The organism is Bradyrhizobium sp. Rc3b, assembly GCF_900114915.1.
Lineage (GTDB): Bacteria > Pseudomonadota > Alphaproteobacteria > Rhizobiales > Xanthobacteraceae > Bradyrhizobium.
The window spans coordinates 68,947-82,807 of sequence record NZ_FOUS01000009.1 but is presented as its reverse complement, the minus strand read 5'-3'; the positions used below and the strand labels follow the sequence as shown (position 1 = coordinate 82,807).

General features: G+C 62.3%; 9 protein-coding genes. All 9 read right to left on the bottom strand.

Going from position 1 to position 13,861, the window contains the following annotated elements:
- Positions 1–9: 9 nt before the first annotated feature.
- Genes BM190_RS21720 through BM190_RS21680 form a run of 9 tightly spaced genes read right to left on the bottom strand, consistent with a single transcriptional unit; the run spans position 10 to position 13,610 of the window.
- Positions 10–1,821, bottom strand: coding sequence for a serine/threonine-protein kinase (locus BM190_RS21720; RefSeq protein WP_092258867.1), 1,812 nt, complete (start codon positions 1,819–1,821; stop codon positions 10–12).
- A complete protein-coding gene (locus tag BM190_RS21715) occupies positions 1,818–2,594 on the bottom strand; it encodes a PP2C family protein-serine/threonine phosphatase (protein WP_092258864.1) in 777 nt (258 codons plus the stop codon). The genes BM190_RS21720 and BM190_RS21715 overlap by 4 nt, the downstream gene beginning before the upstream one ends.
- A complete protein-coding gene (tagF, locus tag BM190_RS21710; RefSeq protein WP_092258861.1) occupies positions 2,591–3,295 on the bottom strand; it encodes a type VI secretion system-associated protein TagF in 705 nt (234 codons plus the stop codon). The genes BM190_RS21715 and tagF overlap by 4 nt, the downstream gene beginning before the upstream one ends.
- Positions 3,292–6,840, bottom strand: coding sequence for a type VI secretion system membrane subunit TssM (gene tssM / locus BM190_RS21705; protein WP_092258857.1), 3,549 nt, complete (start codon positions 6,838–6,840; stop codon positions 3,292–3,294). The genes tagF and tssM overlap by 4 nt, the downstream gene beginning before the upstream one ends.
- A 43-nt stretch (positions 6,841–6,883) precedes the next feature.
- The gene (tssL, locus tag BM190_RS21700) at positions 6,884–8,407 is read right to left on the bottom strand and encodes a type VI secretion system protein TssL, long form (protein WP_092258854.1); all 1,524 of its coding nucleotides are present in this window, start codon (positions 8,405–8,407) and stop codon (positions 6,884–6,886) included.
- Positions 8,404–9,741 carry a type VI secretion system baseplate subunit TssK gene (gene tssK, locus BM190_RS21695; RefSeq protein WP_177237212.1) on the bottom strand — a complete coding sequence of 446 codons (1,338 nt, stop codon included), beginning with the start codon at positions 9,739–9,741 and terminating at the stop codon, positions 8,404–8,406. Before tssK ends, tssL begins: the two co-directional genes overlap by 4 nt.
- Positions 9,742–9,789: 48 nt before the next feature.
- A complete protein-coding gene (tagH, locus tag BM190_RS21690; RefSeq protein WP_177237236.1) occupies positions 9,790–11,160 on the bottom strand; it encodes a type VI secretion system-associated FHA domain protein TagH in 1,371 nt (456 codons plus the stop codon).
- Between the two features lie 12 nt (positions 11,161–11,172).
- Entirely contained in the window at positions 11,173–11,685 is a 513-nt protein-coding gene (locus tag BM190_RS21685; protein ID WP_244550696.1) for a DUF6931 family protein, read from the bottom strand.
- A 56-nt stretch (positions 11,686–11,741) separates the two neighbouring features.
- Positions 11,742–13,610, bottom strand: a complete 1,869-nt coding sequence (locus BM190_RS21680) for a type VI secretion system Vgr family protein (RefSeq protein ID WP_092258845.1) — start codon at positions 13,608–13,610, stop codon at positions 11,742–11,744.
- Positions 13,611–13,861 lie beyond the last annotated feature (251 nt).

Here is a 13,861-nt window from a genome sequence, read left to right as displayed (position 1 = left end):
GCATGCCGATCAGTTCGTGAGCAGCACGTAACGTGCGGCTGCGACGATGGCGACTTTGTTCCGCTGAGACTCGCTGAGCGCCTGAAGGAAAAACGTGTCGGCAGGGGTCGGCTTCGGCTGGCGCAGGGAATCCAGGACCTGCGGGGTCGCCACCACCAACAGCAGTTGCGGACCGCTGCCGCGTGCTGGCGGGAGGGCAAACGAAAGCGAGTCGATGCCCGGCTTCAGAAGATAAGTCAGACTCTGGACCTCGCCACGATCCGACACCATCAGCAGTTCCACTACGCGGTTGGCGAAGTTCTCAATTGTGCCGCTAAGGGTTTCGTCGGCCTTCAGCTCTGTCGCCGATAGATTGATGCGCGGCGCTCGCGCCTGTTCGTTCCCGACCTCTCTCAAGAACTTGACGGCTGGACACTGCGCGGGAGTCACCTGCCTGACGCCAACGGAAGCTTCGAAGCCCTGCTCGCGCCGGAACGCCTTGTCAAAAGTGTCGAATGGGACGGTCGAGGCCCCGAAGCCTTCGATGACGGCGGCGTTCTGGCTGACGGCCACCGGCAGGATGAAGAAGCAGTCGCCGCCGGAATATTGCGCCACATATTTGCGGATGCGATCGGCTCGCCCGACCCCATCCGGTGTTGGAGATGGCGTCGTAACCGCAGGCGCCACCGGCAGCTTGACCGGCTCCTGGCGTCCCACCTGCGGGACAGCTGGCTCGGCCTTCGGCGGCGCCGGGGTCCCAGCAAGTTTCGGAGGTGGCGGCAACACCGTGGTGCCCGGCCCCGACCAGATCAGCTTGTAAAAGGCATATCCTCCTCCGCCGACGAGAAGTAGCATCAATGCCACGCCCGCCCCGTACCAGAGATGACCCCACCCGCGCGCCGGTACCGGCAGCCGGTCCGGTGGCGTCGGCGCCTCACCTTCCGGTCGCCGCAGCGGATCGAATCCGTACAATGGCGTAGCTGATGTCTCCGCCGAACCACCCGGCGTCCAGTTCGCGACTTCCGCCATGCTCGGACGCAATGCCGGATCAGGCTGCAGCATCCGCTCCAGCAAAGGCCGGATGCGCATGTCCACGGCTCCGAGATCGGGTACGCGCCGGCGCTTCTCCACCAGTTGAAACTGGCTGCCGCCCATGTCGAGCTTTTGCCCGGTCAGCGCGTGAAACAGGACGAGCCCCAGGCTGTAGACATCGGATTTGGCCGTGACCTCGTTGCCGTAGAGTCCGACCTGTTCCGGCGATGCGTAATTGTCCTTTCCGGCAAAGCCCGAGCCAATGATGGTCTTGTCCCCCAGCTGGGTCGATCGGGCAATGCCGAAGTCGATGAGCTTGGCCCGCCTGACGTCGTCGAGGGGCACGATGATATTGTCCGGCGAAACGTCGCGATGGATGATGCCGTGCTCATGGGCGGCATGCAGCCCCGATGCGACGCGCTGCATCAACTTGATCAGCGCCTCGAGGGTCAAGGGGCCGTCATCGAGCATGTTCGAGAGCGAGCGGCCGTTCACGAACTCCATCGCGAGATACGGCCGCTGTAATACGGGCTCCACCGTGAACAGGAAATAGCGAACAATCGCATCGTGCGGCAGATTGTGAAGCGCTGCGGCTTCTCGACGGAACAGCGCAAGAGCGGCTTCGTTCTCGACCATATCGGGCAGCAGCATTTTGACCGCGACAGGCGATCCGGTCTGGATCTCGCGGCATTTATAGACTTCACCCATGCCGCCGGCGCCGATCACCGCTTCGATCTCGTAGATGCCGTTGAGGCGGGTGCCGGTCGGCACGCCTCTGTAGGACGATCGGAACGGATCGTTTGGGGTCATGATTGTGGCTTCCAATCGAGCGGCGATCTTGTTGGCTCGCGTGATTGTGGCGCCAGCAGGCGCACGATGACGATCGTCACGTTGTCGAGGCCGCCGCGATCAAGAGCCAGCGCGAGCATGTCATCGCAAGCAGCCTGTGCGCGCCGCGTCGCCGCATGCTGCAGGATCTCCTCGTCCTGCACGTGCTTCGTCAAGCCGTCGCTGCAGATCACGAAGATGTCTTCCGGCGCGGCCGGGCCGGTCACCACCTCGAACTCCGGATCGTCGGCGACGCCGACCGCGCGCGTAATGGCGTTGTTCGGCCAATCCTTCACGTCTTCGCGCGACAGCGCGCCCTCGGCGATGAGTTCCTCAAGTTCGCTATGATCGTGCGACACCTGGTTGATGATCCCGCGACTGATCAGATAGACCCGGCTGTCGCCCGCCCATACACAGGCATAATAGCCGTCGCGAACGAGCAGAACCGCCGCCGTGGTCCCGACGGTGGCCCCCTGTCGCTCCTGGCTGAGCGCCAGGATCTGCTGGTTTGCGCTGAACAGCCGCACCTCGCATTCCGCCAGCAGATCGGCAGCGGACTCCAGCGATCCGATCGCGTCAAGCGACTGAACCACAACGCGGCTGGCGAGATCGCCGGCCTCGTGACCACCCATCCCGTCGGCCACAGCCCAGAGGCCGACGTCCGTACGTACCAGGAATGAATCTTCGTTACGCTCTCGCACCCGTCCGGCGTGAGTGACGCTGCCGACATCGAATGAGGTTGGGACGTGTGTCATCGCGCGTCATCCCGTCCCGCCGAGGCAAGATCGCCGGTCAACAGCATCGCGAAGTGAAACGGATCCGGCAATCCGCGGTAGCTTAGCGCCATTGACGGAAACCCCTCGCCTCCGGCCGTCCACCAGAAGCTGGCCGCGGCGTAGACTTCCGGGGCGGCGGCGCAAAGCGCTGCAAACATTCCCGGGAATGCATCGGCCGCCGGACCACTTGCTACTGCGCCGGTACCAAGCAACGTGATCGATGGGTCGCAGGCCGCAGCCTCTTGCAATCGCGGCGCCTCAAGACGATCCAGTGCATCGGATATCTGCTCAAAGGTTGCGGCCTGATCCAAGGTCGAAAGCAGAAACGCCTCCGCTTGCCCGAACCATTCATCCTGCGGATCGATGTTCGGTGAAGGCAACACCTCGCCTTCGCGCGCGGCTGCATGCAGCGTCAATGGATAGTACCGCCCGACCCCGTCGAGCGATGGCATGATCGCCCCTGTGACCGAGCTGCCGCAGATCGTGGCGCCGAGCCAAAATCGCCAAACCGGTGCGGTCACGAAAGCCTGCCGCCAATCTGCGCCCAGTCGGTGGCGACTTGCGGACAGCGCAGCCTGCAGCCAGGGCTCCCAGGCTTCAAGGAAGCTGCGCGGGGTCGCGATTGCGATAAAGTCGCGTTTTGCGCCGATCTTGCCGAATAAACCGCAACGCATGGTCATATTCCCGTCGGGCAGCGAAACTCGCGGAGCACTGACATGTTCAGAGGATTGCGCAACGATCCGGTTGAGATCTGATAGTGGAGCTCGCGTCCGGCGACGATGAAAGTCGCGCTGGCAGTTTCCGCCTTCGCCACCAATGAACCTGCTTCCAGCATCCGGAACAACGACCATTGACCGGTTCGCTCGAGAACGGAAGGCGGACCCGTGTCGTTGCTCACGGAAATCGCCGTTCGCGGCGACGGCCCGGGCCATAAGACCGTCGTCGGCGCGTTGTTCTGCGGTTGAGGCGCAGGCGCAGGCTGCGGACCGCCGAAAAACGATGTCGTCGCTGGTCCGGGACTGGTCGGGCTCGTAATCGTGGTACCGCCGATCTCGGTCTTAACGGTCACACCCGGTCCGGCTGAACCGGGCGGCCGGATTGCGAACGATACCGCCGGCACGGCCCCGCCCGTCTGGAAGAAGGCATCCCGGATATGGGCAGCGTTCTGGAATTGCTTGAGCGTATCCGGAGAAAACGACCGTCCGACAGGACTTTCCTTCCGCCAGACCCACTCCGGCCGGGACGTGTCGGCGTAAGGGGCGAGATATTGGGCGAAGAACCTATCCATGATCCCGTTCGGGCTGAATACCTTGGCAAAGTCCGCGAGCGGAACTTCCTGGGTGCTGCCCCGGACGAACGGATAGCGGTTGGTCACTGCTTGTTGGCAGGCAGGCGTGACCTGATCGCGCAGCGTCTGCAGAATCTGTCCCGCGGTTGAGGCTGCGATGCTCCCTTCGAACTCAGCAGCCGCCGCTCGCAGCATGTCGGAGAACGGCGGAGGCATCCGCGAGGCATTGTTGCGAAGGGCTGCGACCTGGGTCTGAAGCGCGGCAGCCGCCTGCGCGGTCAGTTGCGGATTCTCGATGATCAGCGTGAGGCTCTGCGCGATGTCGTTCAGGTTCGCAATGGTCGAGTCGATCGGGCGGCGGGTACTCTCGCCTTCGAGCACGGCGTGGTAAGGTCTGAACTGGGCCTCGATTGTCGCGCCAAGGGGACCGTCCTGGGCGTTGGTGAAGAGTGCGGGGGCCGGCGGAACGGCGGCCGCCGCAGGTGCCACGGAATTCCCCGCCGTCTTCGGGCGTTCCTTTGTCAGCGTTGTTTCGTCGCGAACCGATTCCAGGATCTGACGCATCGGTGAGGTCGGCGCAGAAAGCGCCCGCAGCACCTCGTATTTGGGTTTGTCAGCGAGCAGCTTCTTCAGACGCAAGCTTCCGAGCGCCGTTCGCCAGGTCGTCACGAAATCGTTGGAATAGATGCTGAGCAGATCGCCCGCCAAATTATCGTATTGCTGGTCGACGGCCGACTGCTGACCGGCCTCGCCCAAAACCCAGCGTTCCCGCTTCATCCGCTCCGACAGTCCGGGCAGCCGCGCCACGAATTTCTGATGGAAGCCGTTATAGGTGAAGAACTCGGGCACACGCAGGGCCTCGAGCGGTTGCCCCGTCGTGGATTCGAACACGACGGCCATGTCCGGACCACCGCGTCGGCTGGCGATCCAATCGCCGGCCGTCGACGCACGCGCCTCCGACTTCAAGAACTCGTAGGCGCGTTGCGACACACTGAGGCGCGCAAGGGAGCTCTGGGCCTGTTTGATCAGTCGGCCGTCAAGTTCGACCAGCGGCGGCTGCTCGGTCTCGAGGTCGAACATCGCAGCGAGATTGTCGTCGAGCAGACGTCGCCCTTCCGCGTTGGTCGCGCCGGGATAGAGGTTGTCCGCCCAGTCACGATGCATCCAGGAGCGGATCAGCTGACGATCCGGCGCCTGCAGACCACCAAGCATCAGGTAGACCTTCAGCGCCTCGTAAACGAAGGCCGGCTCGTTGATGCGCGCGTTGAGCTGCTCTTCCAGGCGATACAGAAGGCGCGGCCGGAACATGCGCTCGAGCGCCGTATGATAGGCTGCATTCGCAGGCGATTGCAGCCGGGCGCGCTGACTGAGGCCATAGCGGGCCGACAGAGGCACCGACTCGTTGCGCGATGCATAGCCCGCCGGTGCATTGCGCAGCCGGTAGAGCAGCGGCAGCACCTTGTCGAGATCGCGATCGGCGATCAGCGTCTCCTTGATAAGTGGCGCTCCGGCTGTCGCATATTCCCCGTCCGCCTGCAGGCTCTGCGCGATCAAATCGGAATTGCGCTTGTAGCTCGTCAGCCAGGCTGCGATCAGCCCTATCGAGACCAGTCCGATCAACGACAGCGCCGCGGTCTTCAGGATCAGTGCACGGCGTACCGCGGCACGGTCGGTCGAGACCCAATCGGCCTCACCGATGATGACCTTGGAAATCAGATCTGCCAGGAAGTAGCTCTTGCCTGTGCCCGAATAGGACCCGGAACCAACCTCCTCCGCGCCGAACGTACGCGCCAACGATCCGATCAATTGATCGATCGGCGTGCCTTGCTGTGTGCCCGACGTGAAGTAGAACCCGCGCAGGTTCGCATTGACATGATAGCGCGTCGGCTCGAAGATCTGGTTGAGGAAGTCGTGAATCTGGGGTTTGAGCCGCGCCATCTGCGCCGGGAAACCGAACAATTGCACACGATGCTGCGGCGTCGGCTCGTCCTGCAGACGATCGAGCGTTTCCTCGCTCAGGCGCTCCAGCAGACGATCGAACTCGACCGGGACCTGCCCCACCAGATTTTGGTTCTTGTCTGCGGTCTGGAACGTGGCACCCCAGACTTGACGGCGACCAGTCTCGCCGAGATATGCGAAATATTCGGTGAACCCGGCAACGAGATCGGCCTTGGTAAAGAGCGCGTAGACCGGGAAGCTGACCTTCAGCCTTTGGTGCAGCTCGAGCAGGCGCATCCGGATGGCGTCAGCGTGGAGTGCGAGCTCCTGCTTCGGTAGCGTCAGGATGTCTTCGATACTGATGGCGACGAGAACGCCGTTGATCGGCTGGCGCGACCGGCTCTTCTTCAGAATATCAAGGAACGCCAGCCAACTGTCCTTGTCGGCCTTGCTGTTGGAGTCCTGGGTGGTGTAGCGGCCGGCCGTATCGATCAGTACCGCTTCGTCGGTAAACCACCAATCGCAATAGCGGGTACCACCCACCCCGGCGATCGCCGCCGGCGTCGCGCCGCGCGCGAGTGGAAATTTGAGGCCAGAATTGACCAGCGCCGTGGTCTTGCCGGCGCCGGGCGGGCCGATGATGACGTACCAGGGTATATCGTAGAGATAGCCCGACTTGTTGCCACTGGCGGTCTTCAGCGTCGCGAGCGCATCCTTCATGCGCTCCTTGAGCACCGGCTCGTCGCTGACCGGCTGATCCGCACCTGCGATACCGTCGGCAATCTCCTTGGCATTCTTGCGCCGCTTGAACAGATTGAGACCGACAGCAGCCGCCACGGCCGTGGTCAGCAGCAGAATAGCGATCTGCCGGACAATATGGTTCTCGAGCGGCCGCCAGTCACCGAATGCGATGAAGGGACCGGCGAAGTAGATCACCGCTCCGAGCGAGCTGAGCCCGACCCCGTAGAGAATGATGCGGATAATGTCCTTGGCAAGCATCTAACCGTACCTGTCGCAAACCGCGAGAGCCCGCGGTGTCTGCCTATTCACTGCGCTCGATAAAGATCTCGACCCGCCGGTTCTTGGCGCGCCCTTCAGGTGTCGTATTGCTGGCGATCGGCGCATCGGCTCCCTTACCCTCGATGTCGACGCGCGAACCATCGGTCATGCCGGGTTTGAGTGCGGCGGCCACCGCCTTGGCTCGCTCGACCGATAACTCGAAGTTCGACGGGAAGCGCACCGTGCGGATCGGTGAACTGTCGGTATGGCCGACGACCCGGATGCGTCCCGGCTCCTTGTCGAGCGTTGCCGCGACGCGAAGCGCGACCGGCTTGAAGCCGTCGAGGATGGTCGCCTGACCCGAGGCGAACAACGCGAGGTCGCAAACCCTGATCACGATGAAGCTCGCAGTCTGGTCCGCCGTCATGGCGCAGGCGGTGTTCTCCTTCGCCAAGGCGTTTCGGATGCGCTGCAACTGGGTGATGCGGTCTGGCGGCGGCGGAGGTGGTGGCGGTGGCGGTGGTGCAATGACCCGGCGCTTGAGTTCGATTGGACCGTCCGGATGGAGCGCGAGCGCGACCTCGGCAGCATTCTCCGCCCGGCCGGCCAAAAGCGTCCGTAGCACGAAATAGGACCCGGTCAGCAGCGCCGCAACTACAGCCGCGACCAGCCAGACCGGAACACGCAAACGCTGCCGGCGGCTCGCCAGCGCCTGCCCGCGCCAATTGGGCGACAGGTCACTCATCGTTTTGGGCCGGACCCGGCGCAGCAATTCGTAAAGGTTACGCTGGACCAGCTGCAGGTTCGCAAGCCCGCCAGCCGATGTACGGTGAATGCCCTGGAAGCCGAGCGCCAGGCAGGCGTGCTGAAGTTCGAGCACCGGATAGTTGATCAACGGATCAACTTTCAAATGGTCGAGAATCTCGAAGAAGCGGACTCCACCGACCCGCTCGCCGAAGAATCGGCTCAGCATCGAATACTGTGTCCAAACGTGCCGCTCCTCGGTCGGGATGTGCTGCACGATATCGTCGGCCGTCGCACACAGGATGTATTTCGCGGTATTGGCCTGATACTCGGAAATGCCCGCTGAACGGATGTCCTTTTCGAAGAACTTGATGGCATCTGCGACCTGCTCCATCAGGCTGGCGAATGACGCACGCATGAGCGCCACCCGCAGGCGGCCAAGCAGTTGGAGCAACGGGCCCGCAGCGCGCATCACCGGATTGGCATTTGGCGCGACCAGATCGTCAACGCGCAGCGGCGGTCCCGGCGGCAATAGAGGCTGTGGCGTCTGGTTTTGCGCCGGCGTCGAGATCCATTCCTCGGTCGGATGGCTGACCGGCGGGGCGGCGTAATTCGAGCCCTGCGGGACGGGAGAAAACGACGGCGGTGCTGGCGTGTCGCGCGACGGCACGGGCGAAGGCGAATAAGCCGGACGTGCCGCAGGCAACTCGCCCGCCGGAGGCTGAGGGGTCGGCGCCGACGGCAACTTCCCGCCCGGGTTGGGACGAATGATCGTCCGTTCGCCCCGACCGAAAGGATTGACCGGCTTGTCCCTGTCGCTCATGGCCTGTCTTCCAGGATGGCCCAAAGGTACAGCTCGAGCTCCGGCCAGTCGCCGGAAAAGTGCATCCCGATCGAGGCCGCCGTGCTGAACTCAGGCCATAGCGGCGACTTGCGGTCGAGATAGAAATAGACGTGATCGGTGATGGCACGGATGTGCGGTGGCGGCGTCGGCAAATGCACCAGGGTCAGACCCGGCAGGTTTGCGTGCACGATCTCGTTCATCTTCGTGTTCGGCCCGACCTTGAACAGGTGCGGGAAATCGTTCTGGATCTCCACGAGCGGTCGCCGCGCGGCAACCTCCAGCACCAGGGTCGCGGTTCGGAACAGCGCCCGATCCCGGATCGGCGATACGAAGGCGTTCTGAGCGCGTTCGATGATCTCCAGACGGATCGCCCGCCGGCCGAGCCGCGCGCTCAGGAAATCCTGGATGTCGCTCACCAGGGGCGTGAACACGTTTTCGAGATCGTCGTGATCGTACGTCGGATAGTTGCGCGCGCGGCGCTCGGCCGTCGCAAATGTCGCAAGTTCGCCCGCGAACCTCAGCAGTTCCTCGTACAGCCGCTCAGGATGCACGCTGCCGGAACGCTGGAAATGGGTCAGGACGGGAATGGTGCGGTTCAGCACCTGCAACACCAGATAGTCGACGCTTTGCAAGCCGCCTCCAGACGACGGATCGACCGCGTAACGCGCAAGCTCGTCGAGCTTGGTCTCGACCCAGCCGATGACCCGGTTGAGCCAACCCTCGATGATCGGGTGCGCGGCGCAGACCAGCATCGGCGGCACGAATTTGTCATCGAACAGGATGTTCTTGTCGCGCACCTCCAGAATGCGCGCTATGCCGAGGCCCATATATCCCGGCTTGCTGGTCTTGCGCAGCTCGAACGACAGCCGTGGATAGGCGATGTCGATCTCCTCCTCGATGCGCAGCGCCGAGGTCGAGTCGATGAAGGTCTCCGACGTACGAACATAGCGACTGGCGCTATCGGTCCGGTCCTCGTCGACCTCGCGGGTATTTGGCGCCGCCACCGGCATCATCAGCCAGACGATCTGGCCCGCAGCCGTTGCCGGCACCTCGATCGCTTCCGGCATCGGGCTATCCGCGGGAATATCGAACGGCGTGCCGTCCGGCATGACGCCGGACGCATTGCGCACCGCGAACTTGCTCTGTTCGGTAAGATCCTTGTCGATCTCCAGCTGGGCGAAGCCCCAAGGGTACGGCGTGGTGTAGCGAACGCGCTTTTCCAGCAAATGCTCAATGTAGCGGTCGTTCTGCTGCAAATGATGCGGTCGCAGAAACAGACCTTCCGACCAAAAAACCTTGCTGTACCAAGACATTCCTGCATCCACTCAACAAATTGCAGCGACCGCACGGCCGCCAGTCGGTCACTTTGAATCAGCTTTATTCGCACGGTCGTAATAGTCGGCGAAATGCAACATAAAGATCTCGATCGGCGCGCCGCCGTCACGGCCGAGACGCGCCTTCCAACGCGTCAGGAATTCGTCCCAGAGCTTGCTCTTGTTCGTTCCGAACCAGGAGTTTGCGCCGCGCTGAAGCTCCAGTTCGCGCGCCATCAGCGTGGGGTCGATATCGGCGATCAGCTCATGGACAGCGTGTTGCATCGCCATATACGTCCTCAATTGATGTGATTTGAGGTCGCCGAAGGCCTGCGCCAAAGCGCGTTGCGCATCGAGGTAACTTCGCGTCTGTGGTCCGAACAGAATGCGCAATGCCTCTTCCGAGCTCGGCGAGAACTTCAACGGATTGTTCTCGATGGCTTGAATCGTGGTCTGACTGGTGCTGCGTGTCAGCTGCTTGGCCTGGGTTCGCGCCTGCAGCAGCGCCATTAGATTATCCACAGTCATGCGCAAGATGATGCCAAGCTGTTCGGCGAGTTCAGCATCGCTCTGGTGAGCAAAGAAATTGTCGGGCAATCCGGCAGCGCGCGCCACCATCCGCGTGAACTCCACGCCGCCGGCTGCCATGGCCCTGACGGGTTCATCCTCTGGCGCCTGCGGCGGGTGGGACGCCTCCGCATGCTGCCGCGATTGCGCCGGCTGGGCAACGGCGGGTTCGTCATCCGTCCACACGGACGGCCGGCGCGGGGTCGGCACCGCCGGCGGTCGCTCGACCTGCGGTCTCGGGGCGGCAACCGGACCGGCCGCCCAGCTCATGTCATCCTGCGTAGAGGGCTGATAGGAAGGCATCGGTGACGAACGTCGGACGGGATCCACACCCGGTGCCGGGACGCTGGCCGCCCAATCGAGAAACTCCGGATTCACGGGCCGCGCAGCCTCACGCGGCTTCTTCAATTGCTGCGGGTCGATCGGCGGAGGTACGTCCCGACCTGCGGTCCAGAGCTCACCGTAGTCGGCGTGTTGCTGGACGAGAGATCCTTGGTGTTGCGCCTCATGGTTTGGTGCGCGCCCGCCGGCGTCATCCTCGAGCGAAACGGCGATGATGTAATGGCCGATCGTGAGCCGGTCTCCGTCGCGCAGGCGGTGCGGCCCTCGCATGCGCTGGTCGGCGCCGTTGAGAAAAGTGCCGTTCGTCGAGACGTCGTGCAGCCAATAGCCGCCGTCGCGAAACTGCACCTCGCAATGCTTGCCGGAAATCGTCCGCGCCGGATCCGGCAGCGTCCAGTCGAGGTGACGGTCCCGGCCAATATCGACCGAACGCCTGCCGGAGACCGTAAATGATACAGGTCCGCCATCCGGAAGATTCGGTTCATTCTCGATATTGAAGCGAAGCACCATCACGTCGTCTCGCTAGCGTGGAGGGCGCGGTTCGCCGCGTGCCAATTGAATACCATCCTTCAGGCACGTCGTCATTATTCGGTCCCGGGAGTCACGGGAAAGCCGGCAAAGGCCGATCAGCACGGCAGCCCGCACAGCCCGCGCGGCTTGATCGGGCTTGGCTTCAACCGGTGCAAATTCCGCGGGAACCACGCTTCCCCCAGACCAGCCGGCCGCCAGCGCGAGCCATGTTGCAGGCTGCTCGGGGTCGTTGGCATTGCCGACGGCCAGGGCCTTGTTCCGGGATTGCTCATCCGATTGGTGGACCCAGGTCTCGGCGAAATTCAGCGACCTGCTGTCGTCGGCGTCGAAATGGTCGAACATCCGTCGCAGCGAGCGGCACCCCCACGCGACGGCCACACGACGGGGGAGCAGGTAGGCGCAGAAGGATACGGCCTGGTGCCAGTTGCCCGCGTCGGCGGCCTCCTGAAGGAAATCCAGCGATGGCTTGTCGGCCTCGGCCTTGCCAATATCATAGCGCGCCATGGGATAGGCTTGAAGCAGATCCTGAACCGTACCGAACCGAGCCTGACCCATAACCATCAGCCGACAAGGGTTGGAGTGCCGTGGGCGACCAACGGACCGCCGGCTGATAGCGCCATGGCTGCCTGCGCCGTCATCGCGATCGTCGGCGCGTTAATGATGATGCCGCCCGGGGTCAGGATAATTTGGCTGGGACCCACCTGCAGGGTTATGGTCGCATTGGCCGTCAGCGTGATGCTGAGGCCTGCATTGACGGATTGATCCATGGCCAGCGTGACGTGCTGACCGCCCAATTCGATATCGAGTTTGTCATTGCCATTCTTGAGCGTCGTCTTGCGGGTGTCGCCGCCAAATGCCGCTTCGCCGATGGTCCTTGTCTCGGTGTCGCGGACCGTCACATCGTGGTCCTTCTCGGCATGCACCGTGATCTTCTCGGATCCTTTCTTGTCCTCGAAGCTCCACTCGTTGAAGCCGCCGCCTCCTTTGGTGGAGTCCGATTTCAAGCCGCCAATCGTTTTTTTCGACGGCAGGTCGTAAGGCAACTTGTATTCGTCATTGTACACGGTGCCAATCACCAGGGGCCGGTCGGGATCCCCTTCCAGGAACTCGACAACGACCTCCTGTCCGACACGCGGAATGATCTGACCGCCCCAGCGCTTGCCGGACCAGACCTGGGCCACGCGCAATCGGCACGACCGCTTCTTCTTGCGATCCCAGAAAAAGCGGACATAGATTTCGCCGAGCGACTCGACGTCGATTTCCTCGCTCGAATTGTCGTCCTTGGTCACCACTTTGGCGGTCTGGATGCCGTTGATCCTTGGTTTGGGCGTCATCATCAGCGCTCGAAAGGGCCGATCGCTCGGCAGAAACTCGTAGCTGCCGAAATAGACGTGCTGCCCGGCGTCGCTCGGACCGCCGGTGCGATAGGATTCGATCGAGAACGAATGCGTGGAGCGCACCACGAGATACTCGATGTTTTGCGAATCCTTTGTGTGCTTTTCGAGCTTGGTCAACCCTCCCGGGAACAGGTTAACGGCGTCGCCGTTGCCACGCCGCCGACGATCCATCGCCTGCTCGGCCTGCAGCTGAATCTTCGCGTAGCGCTCACCGTCCGATTTCTCCTTGAACTTACCGGGAAAGTCGTAAAATTCCATCTCCGATCGGGTGTAATGTTCGGTGCCTTTGGCGTCGCTGATCATCTTCGCGTTGGGCTTCTGATAATTGTAGTCGTTGAGCTCGATCTTGCCGGTACGAAACCGGCGCTCCGAAACCCACTCGCAGATATGCTGCTCGCCGCGACGATCGGCTCCAGTCAGCGGGATGTAGGGGATCGTGGCGAGGCCGCTGATCGGGCTGTGCGAGGATTTGGAGTCCGCCAGCACGAGCGTGTGCTTACCCCCCTCATGCTTGAAGAAGTAGTAGATGCCATGCTGCTCCATCAGGCGGCAGACGAAGTTCAGGTCAGTTTCGCGATATTGAACGCAGTATTCGAGCTTCGGACAGGAGCCCTCTTCGGTCAGCTTGGATTCATAATCGGTGAAGCCGCGTTCATTGAAGACCTCCTTGATGATGTCAGGCGCCTTCTTGTCCTGAAAGATCCGGCAATCGGTGGTGCGCGACAACAACCATAACCAGGGTCTCAGCACGATCCGGTAGCTGAAATAGTCGTTCTTCATCCCGAGCCACTGAGCCTCCGTCAGAATGCCACTGAACTCGCGCTCCTTTTCATGCAGCTTTATCGTCAACGTGCACTGCTGACCGATCGCGCGATCGAAGTCGAGATCGGCATCTTCGCTGAGACACTCGATACGATATTCGAACAATTCGCTGAGACCTTCCGAGCCCTCGAATCCGGCAAAAACCAGAACGTCCTTGCCGAGAGGCGTCTTGAGTTCGCAGAGACGAGTATCCTGACTAAGCTGGCCCATGTGGCGCCTAAACTCCCTCCTCCGATCGAATGACCCGCCGCGGAGAGCTGATCAAACGCTATATGGTAGCCACTGAATCCTGCGCGCCACTTGCTGCGTTGGCAAGCCCGCCCCGGCGCAAGCCTTCACGCGTCCACCCGAATGGCCCAAAGAGCCACCCCCGCTATCAAGTAGTCGACTACAAGAGCTTGCCGGTTCACGCAAAAATGGCATGATCTCGGGAATGAACCGGGATCAGAAGGTGTCTCACT

Excerpts from the sequence above, each read along its gene's own strand:
- tssM (WP_092258857.1), bottom strand. The coding sequence starts at position 6,840 with ATGCTTGCCAAGGACATTATCCGCATCATTCTCTACGGGGTCGGGCTC.
- tagH (WP_177237236.1), bottom strand. The coding sequence starts at position 11,160 with ATGGTGCTTCGCTTCAATATCGAGAATGAACCGAATCTTCCGGATGGC.
- tagF (WP_092258861.1), bottom strand. The coding sequence starts at position 3,295 with ATGACCATGCGTTGCGGTTTATTCGGCAAGATCGGCGCAAAACGCGAC.
- BM190_RS21680 (WP_092258845.1), bottom strand. The coding sequence starts at position 13,610 with ATGGGCCAGCTTAGTCAGGATACTCGTCTCTGCGAACTCAAGACGCCT.
- BM190_RS21720 (WP_092258867.1), bottom strand. The coding sequence starts at position 1,821 with ATGACCCCAAACGATCCGTTCCGATCGTCCTACAGAGGCGTGCCGACC.
- BM190_RS21715 (WP_092258864.1), bottom strand. The coding sequence starts at position 2,594 with ATGACACACGTCCCAACCTCATTCGATGTCGGCAGCGTCACTCACGCC.
- tssK (WP_177237212.1), bottom strand. The coding sequence starts at position 9,741 with ATGTCTTGGTACAGCAAGGTTTTTTGGTCGGAAGGTCTGTTTCTGCGA.
- tssL (WP_092258854.1), bottom strand. The coding sequence starts at position 8,407 with ATGAGCGACAGGGACAAGCCGGTCAATCCTTTCGGTCGGGGCGAACGG.
- BM190_RS21685 (WP_244550696.1), bottom strand. The coding sequence starts at position 11,685 with ATGGCGCGCTATGATATTGGCAAGGCCGAGGCCGACAAGCCATCGCTG.